Origin of the sequence: Xanthomonas sp. fls2-241-TYG-148, assembly GCF_030208815.1 — a bacterium.
Lineage (GTDB): Bacteria > Pseudomonadota > Gammaproteobacteria > Xanthomonadales > Xanthomonadaceae > Xanthomonas > Xanthomonas campestris.
On the sequence record NZ_JARVTE010000009.1, the window covers coordinates 48640 to 70085 of the forward strand.

A 21446-nucleotide genomic window follows, 5' to 3' on the forward strand; every position below is an offset into this window, starting at 1 on the left:
CGGTAGTAGTAATCGTGGGCATCGCTTGCTCGGCGCGTTGGGCCTCGCTCTGCGGTTGTAGCTGCATTCGTAGTTCAGCGCAGTCGCAGTCCGGGACAGTTGCAGTTGGCGCGTTACCTGTGGGGGAGATTCCGCATCAGCGAGCCCCGCAGCTCCGCTTTAGTGCACGTGGAGCACCGTTGCCGCGGCGCAGCGTCAACACACACACCGCGATGCTAGCGAGCCCACGTAGCCTTCCCGGCTTGTCCGCTCCACGAACAACAGCTGCGCCACGCACGGCGGCAGCACATCGCGCAACGCAAGAGCCTGCTTGCCTGCACGCCGCAACACCGGCGAAGACCGCGATCGACACCGCGTGGGCTGGTTGCCAGCGGAGCAGACATAGCGCCCATCGTCGCGCCACGCAGTAGCCGCTGCGCCGGCGACCTCTCCCAATAGCAGGTGACCGCCGAGTAGCCACCTCCTGCACGTGGCGCACCTCAACGCTCCAATCTCCTCGACTTTCCGGACACCGCTTCGCGCTGCGGCAGGGCACGCGCCGATGAGCACGCAACACTGGGCGCGGTCGATGTGTGCGGCGCCTGGCCGCACACGCGCCATACCGCCCTCGCAACCGCGAAAGGCAGGCATTGCACGGAACCCCTATGCAGCTCAGCGACTTTGCAACACCGGCTTTTCGGCAGGACCCGTACCCCACTTACGCACGTTTGCGCGCTGCGGGGCCACTGGTGGAGGTCGCTCCGCACCGGCTGATGACCGGTCACTACGCGGTGGTCGACCGCCTGCTCAGCGACCGCCACATGGGCCGTGATTATCTGGAAAGCATCCGCCTGCGCTATGGCGAGGCGGCGGTGGAGCTGCCGTTGTTCCAGGGCATGAGCCGCATGTTCCTGCTGCTCAATCCACCGGCACATACACAGTTGCGTGGGCTGATGACCCAGGCCTTCACCGCGCGGCAGATGGAGCGCATGCGCGAGGTGGCCACCGACAGTGCAGCGGAGTTGATCGCGCAATTTCGTGCAAATGGTCGCGGTGATCTGCTCAAGGATTTCGCCTTTCCGCTCCCGGTTGCGATCATCTGCCGCATGCTGGGTATCGATCCTGCCGATGCCACCGGTGTGGGCCAGGCGACCAGCGCGCTGGGCAAGGTCTTCGACGCGATCATGACCGCCGAAGAACTGGAAACCACCGCTGCGGCTTACAACCAGCTGGACGTCTATTTTCGTGCGGTCATCGAGGATCGCCGCGGCAGCCAGGGCGAGGACCTGATCTCGCGCTTCATCCATGCCGAAGACAACGGCCGCCGCCTGAGTACCGATGAGATCGTCTTCAACGTGATCCTGCTGTTCTTCGCCGGCCACGAAACCACCTCCAACATGATCTGCAATGCGCTGATTGCCTTGCACCAACATCCCGAGCAGTTGGCGTTGCTGCGCAACACTCCGGCATTGATGCCCAATGCGGTGCTCGAATGTATGCGCTACGACAGCTCGGTGCAGATGGCGGTGCGCACGGTGCTGCAGGACTTTGAACTCGATGGCGTGCAGCTGCACGCCGGCACCATGCTGTATCTGATGCTGGGTGCGGCCAACCACGATACGCGGCAGTTCAGTGCGCCGCAGTCGCTGGACCTGATGCGCCAGCAGGGGCGTGCGCTGTCATTCGGTGGCGGCATCCACCATTGCCTGGGCAACCGGCTCGCCTTGATCGAGATGGAAGCTGCGCTTACCGCGTTGCTCACGCAGCTGCCGGCCTTGCGCCTGGAGCAGCTCGATGCGCTGCACTGGAACGATCGCGCCAACCTGCGCGGAGTGGATGCGCTACTGGCGTCCTGGTGACGCAGCATTGCTGCAGGGCCTGCGCTGCGGCGTGCAGCACCTGCTGCGCATGCATGTGCATGCAGGCTCGAAAATAAAACAGGCACCACAGCGTTAGCAGTGATGCCTGTTGCATGCATGCATGCGTTGGTCGCCATCGCGATCAACGCAGGCGTCTTGAGTCGCTAAGACCTAGCGCGCGTTGCGCATGCACACCGCGCGCAGGCCCTTTTCGGTCTGCGAGCTCGATCAGAACCGGTAAGTCACCCGGCCATACCAGTAACGGCCGTTGAAGCCGAACGGGGACAGCGAGGAATACTGCAGGCCGCCGGCACGGTCGTCGTAGGCGGTGGTCAGCTGCGCCTTGGTCGGGTACTGGTTGGTGAGGTTGTCCGCGCCCACGGTGAAGGTGAAGGCGTTCCAGGTCTGGCTGGCGGACAGGTTCAGGATCCAGCGTGCGTCATAGGTCTGGTCCTGGCTGCCGTCGACCGGGTCGCTGATGCGTTTGATGGAGCCGTAACGCGTCGCGTTGCCGTTGAGCGTGAATCCACCGATCGCCCAATCCGCCGAGGCCATGTACTTGGTGCGCGGCGTGGCATCGGTGAGCAGGCCCTGGCTGGCGCGGCCGAAGTTGGGGTTGGACAACTCCAGGATGGTGGTCTTGTTGTAGTTGGCGCTGGCACCCAGGGTCAGCTGGCCCAGCTCGCCCAGATCGGCGATGTAGCTGTTGACCCAGTCCACGCCGCGCGTGCGGCTGGTGGCACCGTTGACGAAGAACTGCACCGCGGCCACCTGGCCGATCGGCTGCGCCAATTGCAACTGGTCCGAATACAGAATCTGGTCCCAGATGCGGATCTGGTACACGTCCAGGCTGGAGGTGAAGTTGGAAGTTGGCTGCCAGACACCGCCCAGGCCGTAGTTGCTGGATTTTTCCGGGCTCAGCGGGCGTGCGCCCAGCGCCAGTGCCACCGGGTCGGAGGTGCGGTAGGTGCCCACCTGCACCAGCTCGCCGTTCTGGATCAGCGTCACCACCGAGGCGTAGTTCTGCTGGGCCAGCGACGGCGCGCGGAAGCCATTCGAGATCGTGCCGCGCAGCGAGAACGTGTCGGTGAAGGCATAACGCGCCGACAGCTTGCCCGAACGCGTGGCGCCGGCATCGCTATAGTTTTCATAGCGCCCGGCGATACCGCCGGAGAGCTTCTCGGTGAGGTTGGCTTCCAGGTTGGCGTAGACCGCGTTGCTATGCCTGCCGAACTTGCCCGCCACCGACGGCTCCAGCCCGGAGAACACCTGCGCGCCGCCGGGGTAGGGCGCGCCATCGGCCGGATTGATGGTGTTTGGATCGAAGAAATACGAGTCCGGCGAGCCGGCGGTGATGCGGTAGCGGTCCTGGCGATGCTCGGCGCCGAAAGCGACATTGACCGGGTACGCCAGGCCCCAGTCGAAGGCGCGGCTGATGTCCAGATTCACCGTGCCCTGCTGGGTTTCAAAGCCGCCGGAGTTGAAGTTGGTCGGCGATGCACCGGTGGTATAGAACAGGTTGGTGTTGATGCTGTTGAGGATGTTGAAGCTCATGTCGTTCTTGCCGTATGACGCCGACAGATCCCAGTTCCACTCGCTCTCGGTGCTGCCCTTGATGCCGAGCACTGCCGAGCGGTCGTTGACCGGGTTGTAGATCTGCGGCAGGAAGCCGTTCGGGTAGATCGAAGGAACATTGCGCGCGGGGTTGTCGGCGGCGCGGTAATAGCCGTTGGAGGTCACCTCGCGGCGGCTGGCACTGAAGTGGCCGTACAGTTCCAGGTTTGGCGAGAACTCGTAGCCGAACGCGGCCAGGCCCTGGTAGAACGTGGACTTCGGGTCGCCGTGGCGCTGGTACGGCACGCCACCGGGGTTGGGCGTGCCGGGCACGGTGGTGGCGCGGTTGGTGTTTTCGCCGCGGTTGGTGCTCATGGTGTTCTGGTAGTTCCACGACAGCCGCACCCAGCCCGGCGTGGTATCGCCGCCGGTGCCGCCGAAGCCCATGCCGACCGAGCCGTCGATGCCGTTCTGCTCGCCGTCGCCCTTGTCCATGAAACCACCGTTGACCGACACGCTGTTGTCGCCGGTCCTGGCACCGTGCTTGAGCACGATGTTGACCACGCCGGCGATCGCATCGGAGCCGTATTGCGCCGAGGCGCCATCACGCAGCACTTCGATGCGCGCCACCGCCGACATCGGCAGCGAGTTGAGGTCGGCCGGCGCCGAGCCGCGCCCGACATACGGGTTGTAGTTGATCAGCGCAGAGGTGTGATAGCGCTTGCCATCCACCAGCACCAGCACCGCATCCGGCGACAGGCCGCGCAGCGTGGCCGGGCGCGCGGCATCGTTACCGTCGGAAATGGCCGGGCGCGGGAAGTTCAAGGACGGCAGCAGCTTGCCGAGCGCGGTGGCGATATCGGTCGCACCGGTGGCCTGCAACGACTGCTCGGTGATGATGTCGATCGGCGATTCGGATTCGGCCACGGTGCGGTCGCTCACGCGCGTGCCGGTGACGATCAAGGTGTCGAGGGTTTTCTGTGGGGGCGGCTGCTGTGCCTGCGCGGTACCGGCGAACGCGCTGGCGGCCAGCGCGATGGAAACCGCAATCGAAAGAGACGTGGACGTGTGCATGGGATGAGGCGCTCAGGAGGAAAGGGAAGCAGGGGGAAATGGATGGAGCAGCAAACGCACGGCCATGCGGCATGCAGGAGCGCGACAGCGGCGGGCAGTTGCACTGCAACCGCAGCGATGGCGCCGTTCGTCCTTGCGTGGGGCAGGTGCAGTCAATGCAGGTGTACTGGTTGCCGCAGTGGCCGCGCCGGGAAAGGGCGCGGCTGCAGGCCGATCAATGCACCGAATGAGGGATAACCCCGGCGCGTCGTTGCCCGAGGCGCCGGGGCGGATACCGCAATGGAGCACCGGCAACGCCACCGCGAGGAGGCGTTGCCGGTTGTCCTAGTGACTTACCACTTGTAGTTCACGTTGGCGTACACCAAGGCGCCGTTGAAACCGAACGGCGAGGCGCTGCTGTAGGGCAGGTAGGTCCGCGTGCCCAGGCCGGCTTCCTGACGGTCCGGATATTCGTTGAGCACGTTGTCGCCACCGACGGTGAAGTTCCAGCTGCCGAGCTTGTAGGAGGCGGCCAGGTCCAGCGTCCACTTCGCGGCATAGGTCTGGTCGCTGCCGGCGTTGGTGCCGAAGGTGGTGAATTCGCCCCAACGCGTGGCGGTGCCGGTGAACGACCAGTTGCCCGGCGACCAGGTGCCGCCCAGGAAGAACTTGTCGCGCGGCGTGCCTTCGGTGATGCGGCCGAGCTCTGCACGGCCGATGCGCACCGCGCCCGGATCGATGGCTTCCAGCGCGGGCGGATTGGCCGCGATCTGTTCGACCTCGGTCTTGTTGTAGTTGTAGCCGGTGGTCAGCTCCAAGCTGCCGCTGTCCAGGTTCCAGCGATAGGTGCCGACCGCGTCCACGCCCTGTGTCTTGGTGTCCACCGCATTGGTGAAGTAGCGCCCGCCGCCGATCCCCGGGAAGCCATTGGCCTGCAGGTAGTTGCGCGCTGCGATGGAGGTGAGGTTCTCCGACAGCACGATGCGGTCATCGATGTCGATGCGGTACGCATCGACGGTGATGTAGAGATTCTCCACCGGCTGCAACACCACGCCCAGGCCGTAGTTCTTGGACTCTTCGGCCTTGAGCGGTTCGGCACCGAGCGCGATGGCGGCCGGGTTGTCGGTACGGAAGGTGCCGATCTCGAACGGAATCGCCGACACGCCGCCATTGGGCTGCGCCACGTTGAGGAACTGCGTGGCAATCGACTGGAAATTCTGCTGCTGCAGCGACGGTGCGCGGAAGCCGGTGGAGGCGGTGGCACGCAGCGCCACCTTGTCGGTGAACGCGTAGCGCAGCGACAGCTTGCCGGTGGCGGTGTCGCCGAAGTCGCTGTACTTCTCATAGCGCCCGGCCAGGCCGGCCGACAGCTTCTCGGTGAGATCCGCTTCTAGGTCCACATAGGCCGAGTGGCTGTTGCGGTTGTAGTAGCCGGCATCGGAGAGTTTGAAGCCGGGGAATACCTGCGCACCGGGAATCAGCGCGCCGTTGGCCGAGGGAATGCCGCCATTGGCCGAAGACGCCGCATCACCGGGCGACTGGTTGAACTTCTCGCCGCGCCATTCCGCACCGAAGGCCAGCGTGACCGGGTAGGCCAGACCCCAGTCGAGCGTCTTGGTGAAGTCGGCGTTGAGCACGTTCTGGGTGACTTCCAGCGTACCGGCATGGAAGTCGGTGGGGCTTGTCAGCCCTAAGCTGTTGTTCAAGCTGTTGCGCACATCGAAGGTGAGGTTGTTCTGGCCGTAGTTGTAGCTCAGATCGATGTTCAAGCCGCCTTCGGTGGAGGTCTTCAAACCGCCCACCCACGAGACGTCCTTGCTGACGTTGTAGATCTGCGGCAGGAAGCCGTCCGGGTAAATTTCCGGGCGGTTGCGGTTGTCGCCGGCAAAGCGGAAGTAGCCGTTGGAGAGCACTTCGCGCCGGCTGACCATGCCGAACGAGTAGAAGGTCAGGTAATCGGTGGGGCTGTATTCGCCGTTGAACGACACCGCGCCCTGGTCGATCTCGGGATCGCCGTAGCGCTGCTCCACGCGGCCCTGGAACGGCAGCGCGCGGTTGGTCTGATCCGAATGCCCGGCCTGCGCGGCCAGGTGCACCTTGCCGGTACCGGCAAAGCTGAAGCCGGCATCGCCGGACAACTGATACTGCTCGCCGTCGCCGGCGCTGTACTTGCCGTAGCGGCCATTGACGCTGCCGCCTTCGCCGCTGCCCTTGAGCACGATGTTGATCACGCCGGCAATCGCATCCGAGCCGTACTGCGCCGATGCGCCATCGCGCAGCACTTCGATGCGCTCCACGGCGGCGATCGGAATGGTGTTGAGGTCGGCGGGCGAGGAGCCGCGCCCCTGGGTGTCATTGAGGTTGATCAGCGCGGTGCTGTGATAGCGCTTGCCGTTGACCAGCACCAGCACCTGATCGGGCGACAGGCCGCGCAGCTGCGCAGGGCGCACTGCATCCGAACCATCGGAGATGGCCGGGCGGGGGAAATTCAGCGAGGGGATCGCGCGCGACAGCGCGGTGGCCAGCTCGGTGGTGCCGGTGGATTCCAGTGCCTGCGGCGAAATGATGTCGATCGGCGAGGCCGATTCGGCCACGGTGCGATCGGCCACGCGCGTACCGGTCACGATCAGCGTGTCGAGGGTCTTCTGGGTAGGCGCCTGCGACTGTGCGACGGCAGGTGAAGCGGAAAACGAGAGTGCAAGAACAACGGCAACAGCGAGTGGACTGGTCTTGCAATTCATGCGGTGACAACTCCGAGTGGGGAACGGATGCATCGCAGGGGCCCCCTTCCCGGGCCGCGTCCGTTGCGGCAGCTGCGGTGCGTTCCCAACCATTAACCACGCGTAACCACATGTCAAATTTTGGTTACGTTGCGCAAGTAACTGTCATCAATGACGTGCTACTGCCATCGTTGTCATCGTGCACCAAAGTGATGCGTTGCTTGCACCACGCCTGCAGTGGTGCGGCCTGGTTTGCACCATGTTGGAAAATGAATACCAGTTATGAAACTTCGGCATCAGTAAGTGATTTGCACCGCCTCCGCACTGCGTCGCGCAGGACCATGGAAGACCGCTTCGATGTTGTTGCCATCCGGGTCGAGCACAAACGCGGCGTAATAACTTGGGTGATACGGGCGCACGCCCGGCGCGCCGTTGTCACGGCCACCGTGTGCGAGTGCGGCGGCATGGAAGGCGTGCACCATCGCCACATCGTGTGCCTGGAAGGCCAGGTGATGGCGGCCGGTGAGTTCGCCCTGGGCAACGGTGTGGCGATCGGACACGAACAGCTCGTCGGCCCAGAAGAATCCCTCGCCTTCGCCGCCCAAAGGCACGCCCAGGACATCGAGCACCGCACCGTAAAAGCGCCGGCTTGCCTGCAGGTCCTGCACCACCAGGTGCAGGTGATCGATCAAGCGTCCACGCGACAACTGTGCTGTTTCCATCGGAGCGCTCCACATGACAGGAGCGCACGTGATAGCACTGCCGAGGCGGGAAACCCTTCACCCGGCGTTGAGGCCTCCGGCAGCAACGCCATGCCGCAAACAAAGCCGCAGGGAGTAGCCGCCAGCGGCCCAAAACGCACACGCCCCGGGCAGGCCGGGGCGTGTGGACTTGCAGTGTGACAGTGCTTACCAGCGGTAGTTGATGCGGCCGTACACGTAGGCACCGTTGAAACCGAACGGCGACAGATTGCTGTACGGGAATTGCCCGCTGGTGGAGTTGGCGAAGTTGTTCTCGTCCGGGTACTCGTCCAGCAGGTTGTCCGCACCCAGGGTGAGCGTCCAGCGGTCGATCTTGTAGCTGGCCGAGGCATCCACCACCCACTTGGCGCCGAAGGTCTGATCGTTGATCGCCGCGGCCGGGCGCGTGGTGTATTCGCCGTAACGCGTGGCACCCAACGCCAGTGTCCAGTGCTCCAGATTCCAGCTGCCGTTGATCAGGAACTTGTCGCGCGGGAAGCCTTCTTCGATGCGGCCACGTTCGGTGCGGTCGATACGCTCCAGGCTCAACCCGTTGGCTGACAGTGCAGCCGGGTTGGCGGCCACGCTGCGCACTTCGGTTTCCGAATAGTTGTAGCCGGCGGTCAGGTCGATGCTGCTGGCGGCGAGCTGCCAGCGGTAGCTGCCCACCACGTCGACGCCGCGGGTGCGCGTGTCCACCGCATTGGTGAAGTAACGGCCGCCGTTGATGCCGAAGATGCCTTGCGATTCCAGCAGCGAACGCACGCCGGTACCGGTGAGGTTGGAGGACAGCACGATGCGGTCGTCCACATCGATCTGGTACGCATCCACGGTGACGTACAGCGCGTCGGTCGGCTGCAACACCAGGCCCAGGCTGTACGAGAGCGAGGTCTCCGCATCCAGCGGCTCGGCGCCGAGCGCGCGTGCCACCGTGCTGTCGGCCGGGAAGGTGCGGATCTCGAACGGGTTCGGATTGCCGGCCAGGAAGGTGGTGCTGGTGGACTGGAAATACTGCTGCGCCAGCGACGGTGCGCGGAAGCCCGAAGACACCGTGCCGCGCAAGGCGACCTTGTCGGTGAACGCATAGCGCGCCGACAACTTGCCCGATGCCTGGCTGCCGAAATCGCTGTAGTCCTCGTAGCGCCCGGCCAGGCCGGCGGAGAACTTGTCGGTGAAGTCGGCTTCGATGTCGGCATACAGCGCGTAGCTGTCGCGCGAGTACTGCCCGGACACACTCGGTGCAAACCCACCGAAGCCCTGCGCGCCACCGGCCAGCGTGCCGCTCTGGAAATATGAGCCGACTTCGCCCGGCGACTGGTTCCACTTCTCGTTGCGGTATTCGGCGCCGAACGCCACCGTCACCGGATACGCCAGGCCCCAATCGAACCCGCGCTTGACGTCGAGGTTGACGATGTTTTGCGTGGTTTCCAGCGCGCCGTCATAGAACGACGTGGGCGAGGTCGGCCCAAGGCTCACGTTGAGCGTGTTGCGGGTGTGGAAATCGATCTTGTTGTAGCCGTAGTTGTAGCTGGCATCCCAGTCCCAGCCGCTGGCGGTGGAGCCGCGCACGCCGGCGACCAGCGAGCGGTCCTTGGCGTAGGTCTGGATTTCAGGCAGGAAGCCCTGCGGATAGATCGACAGGATGTTCTGCGTGGTGCTACCCGGCGCGCGGTAGAACGCGAACGAGGTGATGTCGCGGTTGCTCGCGGTGGCGAATGCGTAGCCGGTGATGCTGTCGCTGAAGTTGAATTCGGTGTTGGCCGACACCGCCTGTGCGTTGACGTCGGGGTCGCCGATCTTGAAGGCCTTCTGGCCAACGGCGGGCTGCGAGGCGCTGGGTGCGCCGGCGTAGGCGCGGGCGCGGTCGGTCGGGTCCTGCTGGTTGAGCTGGGCGGCCACGTGCAGCCAGCCGCGGTCGCCGCCATAGGCCACGCCGGTGTCGCCGGACAACTCGTAGTTGCTGCCGTCGCCGGCCGAATACTGGCCGAACCCGGCCTGCAGGCTGCCGCCCGTTTCCGCGCCCTTGAGCACGATGTTGACCACGCCGGCGATGGCGTCGGAGCCGTATTGCGCCGACGCGCCGTCACGCAGCACTTCCACGCGTGCGATGGCCGCGACCGGAATGGTGTTCAGATCCACTGCCGCGGCGCCGCGGCCGATGGTGCCGTTGAGGTTGAGCAGCGACGAGGTGTGGCGGCGCTTGCCATTGACCAGCACCAGCACCTGGTCGGGCGAGAGCCCGCGCAGCTGCGCAGGGCGGATCGCGCTGGTGCCATCGCTCAACGCCGGGCGTGGGAAGTTCAGCGAGGGCAGCGCACGCGCCAGCGCGGTGGCCAGCTCGGAGGTGCCGGTGGCCTGCAGCGACTCGGCGCTGATGATGTCGATGGGCGATTGCGACTCGGCCACGGTGCGGTCGGACACGCGGGTACCGGTGACGATGACCGTGTCCAGGGTGTTGGCGGTGGCCGCCGGGGCGTTCTGGGCGAGGGCGGGGGAGGCAAGCAGCGCGGCGACGATGGCGGTCGCAAGCGTGGACAGCGGGGTATTCATGACAACTCCAAAACGAGGGCCCTGGCAGGACCAGCAAGGCTAGGCAGGCCGGGGTCGCGGCAAGGCGAAGACTGCCGCAGCCAACCTGAAGGCGCTAATTATTCGTTAACGCTAGAATGGCGTCGCAGGAATGCTGCTCATCTGCTCATTCCTTTTCGTTCTATCGGACTGTCCATCAATGATTTCCCTGCGCAACTTCTCCATGCGACGCGGCGAGCGTCTGCTGCTGTCCAACGTCGACCTGACCATGCATGCCGGCTACCGCGTCGGTGTGGTGGGCCGCAACGGCACCGGCAAGTCCAGCCTGTTTGCCGCGGTCAAGGGCGAGCTGGAAGCCGACAAGGGCGACGTCGACCTGCCCGGCAAGGTGCGCACCGCCAGTGTCTCGCAGGAAACCCCGTCCTTGCCGGACCCGGCGCTGTCGTTCGTGCTCGGCGGCGACATCGAGGTGTCCGCCATCCTGCAGAAGGAAGCCGAGGCGACCGCGCGCGAGGATTGGGAAGCGGTGGCCAATGCACACCAGACCATGGCCGAATTGGGCGCCTATGACGCCGAAGCGCGCGCTGGCAAGCTGCTGCACGGCCTGGGCTTCCCGGCCGATACCCACCATCGCGCGGTGTCCTCGTTCTCCGGCGGCTGGCGGGTGCGGCTGAACCTGGCGCGCGCGCTGATGATGCCCAGCGACCTGCTGCTGCTGGACGAACCCACCAACCACTTGGACATGGACGCGGTGCTGTGGCTGGAGCAGTGGCTGCTCAAGTACCCGGGCACCTTGCTGCTGATCAGCCATGACCGCGAGTTCCTGGACAACGTGGCTACCCACACGCTGCACCTGCACGGCGGCACCGCCAAGCTGTATGTGGGCGGCTACACCGATTTCGAGCGCCAGCGCATCGAGCACCTGCGTCAGCAGCAGATTGCGCACGACAAGGAACAGGCCGAGCGCGCGCATCTGCAGAGCTTCATCGACCGCTTCAAGGCGCAGGCCAGCAAGGCCACCCAGGCGCAGAGCCGCATGAAGCGCCTGGCCAAGATGGCCGGCACCGAGGCGGTGCGCGCCGAGCGCGAATTCCGCATCCAGTTCGCCCAGCCCAATCGGCTGCCGTTTTCGTTGATCCGGCTGAATCATCTGGATGCCGGGTATGCGGCTGCGCCGCGGGAATCGGGAATGGGGAATGGGGAATCGCAAAAGCGTGGGTCCAGCGATGCGATCACCGTGCTGCACGATGTCGGGTTTGGGCTGGAGGCGGGCGACCGGATCGGGTTGCTGGGGCCCAATGGCGCGGGTAAGTCGACGCTGGTCAAAACACTGGTGGGTGAGCTTGCACCGCTGTCGGGCGAGCGCAGTGCGCACCCGGACCTGCGCATCGGCTACTTCGCCCAGCACACGGTGGAATCGCTGCATGAAGGCCAGTCGCCGATGGACCATTTCCGCGATCTGTCGCCGGACGGTTCCAATCAGGCGTTCCGCGATTTCCTGGGTAAATGGAATTTCGCCGGCGACCGCGCGTTTGAAGTGGTGGATGGCTTCTCCGGTGGCGAGCGCGCGCGCCTGGCGCTGGCGTTGATTGCCTGGCAGCAGCCGAACGTGCTGCTGCTCGACGAACCGACCAACCACTTGGATCTGGAAATGCGCGAGGCCCTGGCCGAGGCGCTGAGCGACTTCGAAGGCGCGATCGTGATGGTCTCGCACGACCGCCATCTGATCGGCCTGGTCTGCGACAGTTTCTGGCGCGTGGCCGATGGCGTGGTCGAGCCGTTCGATGGCGACCTGGACGAATACGCCGCCTGGTTGCGCAGCCGCCCGGCCGCGCAGGGCACCAAGCAGAAGATGGCCGAAGTGGCACCGACCCCGCCACCGCCGACCAAGCCACTGCCGCCGAAAAAAGCAGTCAATCCGCACAAGTTGGCCAGCGCAGAAAAGCGCGTAGGCGAACTGGAAGCCGCGTTGGCGGACCTGGACCGGCAGCTCGCCAACCCGGCCAACTATCCAGATGCCGACAAGATGGCGGTATTGGGCCGCGAGCGCGAAACCACCGCGCAGCAGCTGGCCGCTGCCGAAGCGGCCTGGATGGAGTTGCTGGACGGCGCGTAACGCGCAGGCGTTACGATGCGCAGCGAGCCAAGTACACGGATGTCGCGAACATGATCAGTGCCACCATCAGCCTGGAAGATCATCTGGCCGCGCAGCGGTTGCATGCGCGGCATACGGCCAAGCTGTTGATCGTGGTGCTGGTGGTCCTGCTGCTGATCGGGATGGGTTTGCTTCAACTGATCGGGGCCGGCGACATCATCGGGCCGGTGCTGATCGGCGCAGGCGGCGGTGGCTTGATCGGCCTGGCGGTGTTGCACGTCTGGGGCTTGCCACGAAAGATCAAGCGCCTGCATGCGCAGCAGGCCGCGCTGCGGCACACCTACACCTATGCGTGGGACGACACCGGGCTGGACATCACCTGGGCAGACGGGCATCTGCGCCGTCCCTGGTCCGATTACATCCGCTGCCGCGAAAACGAGCGCGTGCTGTTGCTGTATCACAACGACCGGTTGTTCGAGCTGTTCGCTCCGCACTGGTTCGCCGACAGGGCGCAATACGAAGCGTTTCGCCACTTTGCGTTGCAGGTGGGGAAGGCGTCCGCGCGCCGTTGAGCGCGGCACGCGGCGACGCTGCTCAATCGGCGCGCTGTTGTTCGGCCAGCAACCAGGCGCGCAGCCGGGCTTCGGCGTCGCTTTCCGGGCGCGAGCGCAACCGGGTCAACCAATAGCGCCCCGCATCGATCTCGATCGGAAATGGGCAGGCCAATCGCCCCGCGCCCAGGTCCTGGGCAAACAAGCGCAGCGGCAACAACGCCACACCAGCGCCAGCCGCGGCCGCACTGGCCAGTGCCAGCGACGAATCGAACATCGCGCCACGCGCCGGCACCTCCGAGGTGCCGGCAGCACGAAACCACTGTGCCCATTCGTCCGGCCGGTACGAACGCAGCAACGGCACGTGGGCCAGATCGGCAGGCGTGTGCAAGGCACGCGCCATCGCCGGGGCGCATACCGGCGCAAACGGTGCCTCCATCACGGCATGCGCAATCTGCCCCTGCCAGTCGCCATCGCCGAAGCGGATTGCCAGGTCCAGCCCTTCGCCGGCCAGGTCCACCCGATTGTTGTGGGTCGACAGGCGCAGTTCGATGTCCGGATGTGCCGCGTGGAAGGCGGCCACGCGCGGCAGCAACCAGCCGGTGGCAAACGTGGCCACCACGCCCACGCTGAGCACCTCGCGATAGCGGCCGCCGGCAAAGCGCTCCAGCGTGGCGGCAATGCGGTCGAATGCGTCGCCCAGCACCGGCGCCAGCGCGGCGCCCTCGTCGGTGAGCGCCACCCCGCGCGGCAGGCGGTGGAACAGGCTGGTGCCCAGCTGTTGCTCCAATGCCTTGATCTGGTGGCTGAGCGCGGCCTGGCTGACGCACAGCTCGCCGGCCGCGCGGGTCAGGTTCTGATGGCGCGCGGCGGCCTCGAACGCGCGCAGGGCATTGAGCGGGAGACGCGGTCTGGGCATGCCAAGAGATTAGTTCAATTCATGCCAGGGATCGAAACATTGCGGTGGTCGGCCAGCGCGCCGGCCCCGATACTGCGGGCTCTCTCAAGGAGGCAGCGCCATGTTGAACCGACGGCAGTTCCTGTCCATGACCGGCGCAAGCGTGCTGATTGCGGCGTCCAAACCTAGTCAGGCGGTCAGTCTGGTGGCGTCCCCGATCGCGGAGTTGCGATATAAATGGGCCGAGATCGAACGCGGCACCGGCGGCCGCCTGGGCATAAGCCTGCTCAACAGCGACACCGGCTGGCACATCGGCCAGCGCGAGAACGAGCGCTTTCCAATGTGCAGCACCTTCAAATTTGTATTGGCTGCGGCGGTGCTGCAGCGGGTGGACAAGGGGGAGCTGAGGTTGACGCAGCAGATCAAGATCCGCGCCTCCGACATGCTCGAACACGCGCCGGTCACCGAGCGCCACGTCGGCGGCTCACTGAGCGTGGCCGAGTTGTGCCAGGCCACGATGATCCATAGCGACAACCCGGCCGCCAACCTGCTGTTTCCGTTGATCGGTAACCCGCCTGGCCTGACCCGATTCCTGCGCGGGATCGGTGACACGAAGACCCGCAGTGACCGCCTCGAGCCGGAGATGAACGGGTTCGCCCCAGGCGAGCCGCGCGACACCACCACGCCGGTGGCGATGGCCGCGACCCTGCGCACGCTGCTGCTTGGCGATGCGCTGCAGCCGGCGTCGCGCAAACAGCTCACCGCCTGGATGATCGACAACCGTACCGGCGACGATTGCCTGCGCGCCGGCCTGCCGCGCGACTGGAAGATCGGCGACAAGACCGGCAGCAATGGCACCGACACCCGTAACGACATTGCGATCATCTGGCCGCCCGGTCGCGCGGCGCCGTTGCTGCTGACCGCGTATCTCAACGGTGCCACCGTCGATGCGGCCGGCCGCGACGCGGCGTTGAAAGCGGTGGCGGCAGCGGTGCGCGACCTCGTGGGTTGAGCGCGGCGGCCAGCGCAGCCGCGGCGGCGTGGTGCACCTGCATCGCGTGATGCGTCCGCGCCGCGCGTCGACTGCAACACACGCCATCGCGGCGTGGGAAGCAACGCGCGCCTGAGGCGATCCGCAGCGCGTGCGCGAGACGCCGAAAGCATCGAGCACCATGTCAGCGAAGCCACCTTCGCCACGTTTCTGGAGCGGCAGGGTGACAGCACACCGTGAGCGCCAGGATGTTTCCGCTTCACTTCAATTTCGGAGGTCGACAATGCACTGTCTTCGTGTTGCCCGGACTGCGGCGCTGGCGTTGCTGCTCGCTCCCGCCGTGGCGCCGGCGCGCGCCTGGCTGCCGCCACCTGGCCACGTCCAGATACCGCTCTGGCCGACCGTGGTGCCTGACGCGTTGCCTCACCCACGCCCCGAATCGGTCGGCACCGGCGAGGGCAAGCGCCCCTGGACCAAGGTGGGCGATGTCAGCCGCCCGACGATCACGGTCTATGCCCCCAAGGGGCAGAACACCGGCGCGGCGGCGGTGGTGTTTCCCGGTGGCGGCTACCAGGTGCTGGCCATGGACCTGGAAGGCACCGACATATGCGATTGGTTGAGTGGGCGCGGCATCACCTGTGTGCTGCTCAAGTACCGCGTCCCGAATTCGGGGCCGACCTGGACCAATGGCGGCCGCTATTACCCCAAGGTGCAGACGGCCTTGCAGGATGCGCAGCGCACCTTGGGCCTGGTGCGGCAGCATGCCGACGACTGGGGCGTGGACCCGCACAGGGTCGGCGTCATCGGGTTTTCCGCCGGTGGCCACCTCGTGGCCGCGGTGAGTACGCATTTCACTCGGCGCACGTACCCATCGGTCGACGCGGCCGATGCACAGTCCTGCCGCCCGGACTTTGCCATTGCCGTCTATCCGGGCCATCTGTGGGCGCACGAGGACGCAGATCATGCCAAGCGTGATCCAACGCATCTGCCGCTGCGGCCGGACATCACCGTGACCGCCGACACGCCACCCACCTTCCTGCTGCAGGCCGAGGACGACGAGGTGGATGGCGTCAGCCAGTCACTGGCCTACTACGTGGCCCTCAAGCAGGCTGGCGTGCCGACGGAAATGCATCTGTACGCCGAAGGTGGGCATGCCTTCGGTCTGCGCGCAGGCAACCTGCCGATCGCGCAGTGGCCGCACCTGGTGGAAACCTGGCTGGGAACGATCGGCATGCTGGGCACGGCCAGCGCGCCGTGAACGATGCGGGGCGCGGCAGTACGGCGCTGCCGCGCGCACGACCGCGTGCGTCGGGCTGCGTCTTCGTGAGTGGCCAACGCGCGACAGAAAGCCGCAGCGCTCAGCCGAGCGCGCCGATCGCGACGGGGTGGTCTTGATACAAGCGCGCCGGCCCACCCATGGCCGGGTCGCTGACGCTGTCTGCACCGGTTTCGATGCGGCCGGCCAAGCGTTGGCTTGCGCCGTCGTGTTCGATCCACAGGTCGTACCAGCCGCCGGTGGCCGCGGCGCTCCAGCTGCGCTGGTGATGCTGCCTGGGCGCGATGGTGACACCCTCGCGCGGTTGCGCGTTGGCATACGCGGCCGGTTGCAGCGTGACCGCGACCGGCACGCTGCCGGGGTTGTGCAGCGTCAGGCGCAGCGCCTGTGCATCATCGGGATCTTGCGCAACATCGGCGATCAAGGGAACGACGCCCACATCGCCGCGGTAATGGCGATGGAACCCGTTCGGCCCGAGAACCCACAGGTCGTAGCGGCCGTCGTAGGTCGTCCAGGTGCCGTCCAGCGGCGCATCGGCGCCGATGGTGTAGCGGCGCGGAATCGCGGCCAGGTCGTAGCGGTCGTAGACGTGCAGCACGGCGGCCGCGCCGGCATTGGCCATGCGCAACACCACTTCGCCGCGGGCCTGCACGACATCGAGTTGCACGCGGGGGCGATACGGCACCGCGCGCGAACGCCGGAGGCCGAAAGCTTGCTCCGGTGGCTGCAAGGTGGGCGGCAGCGGCGGCAACGTGTGTTGGTGCAGGGCGGCGGCGCGCGTGGCGGTGGCACTGATATCCGGCAGCGTGCCGACGAACGGGCGCGTGTCCGTGCGGCTGAAATCGAACGCCGCGGTGAGATCGCCACACACCGCGCGCCGCCACGGGGTAATTGCAGTGCAGGGCACGCCGAAGCGCCGCTCCAGCAGGCGCAGCACCGAGGTGTGGTCGTAGACCTGCGAATCCACCCAGCCGCCGCGGCTCCAGGGCGAGAGTACGTACAGCGGCACGCGCGGGCCCAGGCCGTATGGGCGCCCGCGCAACTCCGGCAGGTCCACCTTCTGCTCGCCCGGCGCCGGGTGGCGGTGATACTCGTCGTCGGTGGCGATGCTCGACGCACCGGCGAAGCCGCCGGCCGCACGTGGGTCCGGCGAAGGCGGCGCCGGCGGCGGCATGTGGTCGAAGAAGCCATCGTTCTCGTCGAACATCAGCAGCAAGGCCGTGCGGCTCCACACCTGCGGATCGGCGGTGAGCGCATCCAGCACGCGTGCGGTATAGGCCGCGCCCTGGGCCGGGCTGGAGGGATCGGGATGCTCGCTGCCGGCGGCATCGGCAATGATGAAACTCACCGACGGCAGGCGCCCGCCGATGACGTCTTCGCGCAGTTGCTCCACGCCACGCGTACTCACCCCACGCGCGCGCAGCTGCGCATCGTGGCCGGGTGTCTGGCTGTAGGCCTGGCGGAAGACGTCGAAGCCGGCCAACGGGTTGTCGGTGAAGTTGTCGCGCATGTCCTGGTAGATCTGCCAGGACACGCCGGCACGCTGCAATTGCTCCACATAGGTGGTCCAGCGATAGGGCTCGGCGAACCCGCCCAGCGCGGGAAAGTTGTCGTGCGAGTTGCCGATCACCGGCCCACCGGCGCGCGCCTGCGGATCGTTGCCGCCGGTCCACAGGAACACGCGGTTGGAGTTGGTGCCGGTCTGGATCGCGGCGTGGTACGCATCGCAGACGGTGAACGCATCGGCCAGCGCGAACTGGAACGGAATGTCCGCGCGGCGGTAATACCCCAGCGCGTGGTTGTGCTTGGCCGCCGGCCAGTTGCCGAGCCGGCCGTGATCCCAGGCGCGCTGCGCGTCCACCCAGCTGTGCGGCGTACCCTGCACACGCATGTAGCCGAATTGCGCTGCAGTATCCAGCGCGAACGGGGCCAACCATTGGCGGCCGTCCTCGCTGGGTTGCAGCCACACGGTACGCGCAGGCGCGCCCGGCAGCGGTGGCGCGGGAATCGGAAAGCGGTCGCCGAAGCCACGGACGCCCGGCAGGCTGCCGAAGTAATGATCGAACGCGCGGTTTTCCTGCATCAGGATCACCACATGTTGCAGGTCTTCCAGCGTGCCGCTGCGGCGGTCCGGTGCGATGGCCGCTGCCCGCGCGATGCTTGGCAGCAAGGTGGAAGCACCACCGGCAAGGCCGGCCTGCAGCATGCGGCGGCGAGGAAGATCGATCATTGCGTCACCTGCTGGGTTGATCCTTGGAGGGCGATTGCTGCATGAGTGGATACGGCCGCTGCGCGCGGCTGAGCAGCGATGGTGCCCGAGTGGGAAGGCGAACGCTTGCCCTCGCACGCTGCGGCAGCGGCCCGATCCTGCAGGAGTGCGTGTGCTGCCATTCGACGTCTGAGTGATGCGGCGTTGCGTGTGTTGCATGCGGACGAACGGTGCCAGCAGCGCGTGGTGTCATGCCATTAACCAAGCCTTCCGTAATCCGCAAAGTTGCCACCCATGCATGCAGCCACGGGTGAGGCCGTTAGTCCGTGACACCGGCTGAGTGACGATTCCGCCACCAACCCGCCTGTCCGGAACACTGCCGGGCGCGAACGCACGACGCGCCTGGCATCTATTCCAGTGCAGTGCTTCGGCCTCAAAGATCCAGCGTCAAGGTCAGCCCCAGCGTGCGCGGGGCGGCAATGAACGCGCTGTCGCTGCCATCCACGCCTTCCAGGTAGCGCTTGTCGGTGAGGTTGCTGACATTGAGCGCCACCTGCATGCCCTTGAGCTGCGCGGAAAGTTGCGACAGTTCCAGGCCGAGATTGGCATCGAAGGTGGTCACGCCATTGAGCGCGGCGCGGTTGGAGGCATCCAGATAGCGCTTGCCCAGGTAGCGGCCAGAGACGCCGAAACGCCAGGCATCGCCGCGCCAATCCGCCGACACCACCAGCGTGTTGCGCGGTTGGCCGATGACCTGTGCACCGGGGGTGATCTCCAGCGCGGTGTCGCGCGCGGCATCGCCACTGCCAAGGTAATCGGCCTTGTTGTAGGTGTAGGCACCGTTGAGGCGCCAGCCGTTGTCCCAGCCGTAGCCCAGGGCCGCTTCCACACCACGCGCATGCACGCCGCCGAAGTTTTCGTACACGCCATCGGTTTCGCCCAGGTAGTCGATGCCGCTGACGAAGTTGGCCGGCACGTAGACGATGCGGTTGTCGAAGCGGATGTCGTACAGCGTAATGCTGCCGGTCAACGGCCAGCGGCTGATGCGCAGGCCCAGTTCGATGTTGTCGGCGGTTTCCGGTTGCACGCGGCTGAGCGCGACCGGGTCGGTCTCGCCCAGTACGCCGGACGGTATCGCCGCGAAGTTCTGCGAATAGCCGGCGAATGCTTCCAGCCCTTGCACCGGCGTGGTCCAGGTCAGGCCGGCCGAGAGCAGCGGGTCCGAATGCGCGTCCGATTCCACATGCTGCGCATCGCCGATGCGGCGGTCGCGGGTCTGGTCGACGAAGAACTGCTTGACGCCCACGCGCCAGGCAAACGCGCCGTACCGCATCACATCTTCGACGTAATACATCTGTTCGTCGGTCTGGTAGTTGTCCTTGAACTGCACCCAGTACGGCTGATGGTCGAAGCTGATGTTGGTGCCGACATTGAGCAGGCGATGCCAGTCGCGGGTGACGCTGCGGTCGTAGCGCTCCAGCCAGGCGCCGGCACGTACGGTGTTGTCGATCGGGCCCAGGTCGTGGCGCCATTCCACATCGGCCATGGCACCGGCGCGGTGATTGTCGTAGTGGCTATGGCGATACGACTGCACCGGTACCGAACCTGCCGGATAGCAGGCCGGGTTGGACTCGGCCGGGACCGCATCGCTGCCGGCGCAACCGGCCAGCTGCGTCGCCGCCGCGCCGCCCGGGGTGAGGTAATACAGCTTGCCCAGGTCGCTGCCGGCATACACGGTGTTGCCGCCGCGCGCCTCCGATTCCGGCGCGCCCGCGCCGTCGTTGGTGACGTCCACCAGGTACGGCGGAATCCAGTCGCCGCGGCCTTGCATGCGATGCGCGTAGCCGGTGAGCGTGGTCTTGAAGCCGTTGCCGCCATCGAAGGCGCCGCGCAGATAGCCGAAGGTGTTCTCGCGCAATGCGCGGGAGCCGGAGCGGTAGTTCTGATCCAGGTACGGAATGCCGGTGAGCGTGCCGGTCAGCAGGTCGTGTTCGGGATCGCGCGCGAACTGCTCGGGCGTCACGCTGGTGTATTCGGATTCGTCGGCATCGTCGTAGGACAGATAGCCGCTCAAGGTCCACTTGTCCAAGCTGCTGACGAACTTGCCGGCCAGATGATCGCGGCGGGTGTGGCCGCTGCCGTCGATCCAGTCGTCATTGCGCGCCGATGAGCCGCTGACCCAGGCACGGGTATGGCCCCCAAGCAGGCCGGTGTCGTAGCGCGCGTAATACTTGCGCGCCTGGTTGTCGCCAATGCCGCCGATCACGCGCACGCGCTGTTCTTCGAGCGGCTCGCCGGTGAGGTAGTTCAAGGTGCCGCCCAGCGCTTCGTTGGAGCGCGAGGCGATATCGGCGGTGCCCTGGCTCACTTCCACGGTTTCAAGATCCGGCATGTCGATGAAGCGGTTCGCCTTGGAGCCGCCGCCGTAGGCCGAGCCGCCGTTGGGCACGCCGTCGATGGTGGTGCCGATCTGCTGCGTATCGCGGTTGCTGACGAAGCCGCGCATGCTGATCTGCGTGCCCCAGTCCGAGGAGCCGAACGCATCGGCTTCGGTCACCACCACGCCGGGCAGCTCGTTGAGCGCATCGTTGACGCTGCCCAGCACGAACTGGCGGTCCAGCATTTCCTTGCTTACCGTGGTCTTGGAATACGTCATCGCCTGGCCCACCACCTGCACCTGATCCAGCGTGGACACCTGCGCGCCGCCGTCTGGTTCGGCGGCTGCCGGTGTCGACGCGGCGCCGTCGGGCGTTTGCTGGGCGTAGGCGGGCAGGGCGAGCGGAACCAGCAGCAGGGCCAGCGTGGCCAGGTGGCGCACGCGCGAGGAGGACGTCGAATCCATTGCAATCCACGGGCAGGGGGGAGAACCCCAGCCTGCCGCGCTTGCATTGCGTGATCATGACCGCGCTGCCGATGGGCCAGCGTCACGCTTGTCTCCACACAGCAACGCCCGGAGAGCCCGGGCGTTGCTGTGTGACTGCGCGTGTTGCAG

General features: G+C 66.1%; 12 protein-coding genes and 1 pseudogene. 6 read left to right on the forward strand and 7 right to left on the reverse strand.

The window, feature by feature from the left end; translation table 11 throughout:
* Positions 1 to 644 precede the first annotated feature (644 nt).
* Positions 645 to 1838, forward strand: coding sequence for a cytochrome P450 (locus QRM60_RS10985; protein WP_285446213.1), 1194 nt, complete (start codon positions 645 to 647; stop codon positions 1836 to 1838).
* Positions 1839 to 2066: 228 nt separating this feature from the next.
* Here QRM60_RS10985 and QRM60_RS10990 read toward each other — a convergent pair whose 3' ends face one another.
* The 4 genes from QRM60_RS10990 to QRM60_RS11005 form a co-directional block, all read right to left on the reverse strand.
* Complete coding sequence (locus tag QRM60_RS10990) at positions 2067 to 4466, reverse strand: TonB-dependent receptor (protein WP_285446214.1); 2400 nt, start codon at positions 4464 to 4466, stop codon at positions 2067 to 2069.
* 332 nt (positions 4467 to 4798) lie between these two features.
* Positions 4799 to 7186, reverse strand: coding sequence for a TonB-dependent receptor (locus QRM60_RS10995; RefSeq protein WP_115577496.1), 2388 nt, complete (start codon positions 7184 to 7186; stop codon positions 4799 to 4801).
* A 275-nt stretch (positions 7187 to 7461) separates the two neighbouring features.
* Positions 7462 to 7887, reverse strand: coding sequence for a VOC family protein (locus QRM60_RS11000; RefSeq protein ID WP_192886128.1), 426 nt, complete (start codon positions 7885 to 7887; stop codon positions 7462 to 7464).
* 186 nt (positions 7888 to 8073) lie between these two features.
* Positions 8074 to 10455 (reverse strand): TonB-dependent receptor, encoded by a 2382-nt coding sequence (locus QRM60_RS11005; protein WP_285446215.1) that lies wholly within the window; start codon positions 10453 to 10455, stop codon positions 8074 to 8076.
* Between the two features lie 178 nt (positions 10456 to 10633).
* Here QRM60_RS11005 and QRM60_RS11010 point away from each other — a divergent pair, with 178 nt between their 5' ends.
* Positions 10634 to 12550, forward strand: coding sequence for an ABC-F family ATP-binding cassette domain-containing protein (locus tag QRM60_RS11010; protein ID WP_042594833.1), 1917 nt, complete (start codon positions 10634 to 10636; stop codon positions 12548 to 12550).
* Positions 12551 to 12600: 50 nt separating this feature from the next.
* Positions 12601 to 13101: a YcxB family protein gene (locus QRM60_RS11015; RefSeq protein ID WP_285446216.1), complete on the forward strand. Its 501-nt coding sequence runs from the start codon at positions 12601 to 12603 to the stop codon at positions 13099 to 13101.
* A 22-nt stretch (positions 13102 to 13123) separates the two neighbouring features.
* On the opposite strand, the gene ampR is transcribed toward QRM60_RS11015, so the two are convergent.
* Positions 13124 to 13999: a LysR family transcriptional regulator AmpR gene (gene ampR / locus QRM60_RS11020; protein WP_042594827.1), complete on the reverse strand. Its 876-nt coding sequence runs from the start codon at positions 13997 to 13999 to the stop codon at positions 13124 to 13126.
* A 100-nt stretch (positions 14000 to 14099) separates the two neighbouring features.
* Between ampR and bla the strand changes: the two genes are divergently transcribed.
* The 3 genes and pseudogenes from bla (at position 14100) to QRM60_RS11035 (ending at position 16227) form a co-directional block, all read left to right on the forward strand.
* The gene (bla, locus tag QRM60_RS11025; RefSeq protein WP_285446217.1) at positions 14100 to 14990 is read left to right on the forward strand and encodes a class A beta-lactamase; all 891 of its coding nucleotides are present in this window, start codon (positions 14100 to 14102) and stop codon (positions 14988 to 14990) included.
* Positions 14991 to 15101: 111 nt separating this feature from the next.
* Positions 15102 to 15209 (forward strand): annotated as a pseudogene (locus QRM60_RS11030) (iron dependent repressor); the annotation flags it as partial.
* Between the two features lie 43 nt (positions 15210 to 15252).
* Positions 15253 to 16227 (forward strand): alpha/beta hydrolase, encoded by a 975-nt coding sequence (locus tag QRM60_RS11035; protein ID WP_285446218.1) that lies wholly within the window; start codon positions 15253 to 15255, stop codon positions 16225 to 16227.
* 100 nt (positions 16228 to 16327) lie between these two features.
* On the opposite strand, the gene QRM60_RS11040 is transcribed toward QRM60_RS11035, so the two are convergent.
* Both QRM60_RS11040 and QRM60_RS11045 read right to left on the reverse strand, forming a co-directional pair.
* Positions 16328 to 18475, reverse strand: coding sequence for a phospholipase C, phosphocholine-specific (locus QRM60_RS11040; protein WP_285446219.1), 2148 nt, complete (start codon positions 18473 to 18475; stop codon positions 16328 to 16330).
* A gap of 412 nt (positions 18476 to 18887) precedes the next feature.
* Positions 18888 to 21296 carry a TonB-dependent receptor gene (locus QRM60_RS11045; protein ID WP_285446220.1) on the reverse strand — a complete coding sequence of 803 codons (2409 nt, stop codon included), beginning with the start codon at positions 21294 to 21296 and terminating at the stop codon, positions 18888 to 18890.
* Positions 21297 to 21446: the final 150 nt, after the last annotated feature.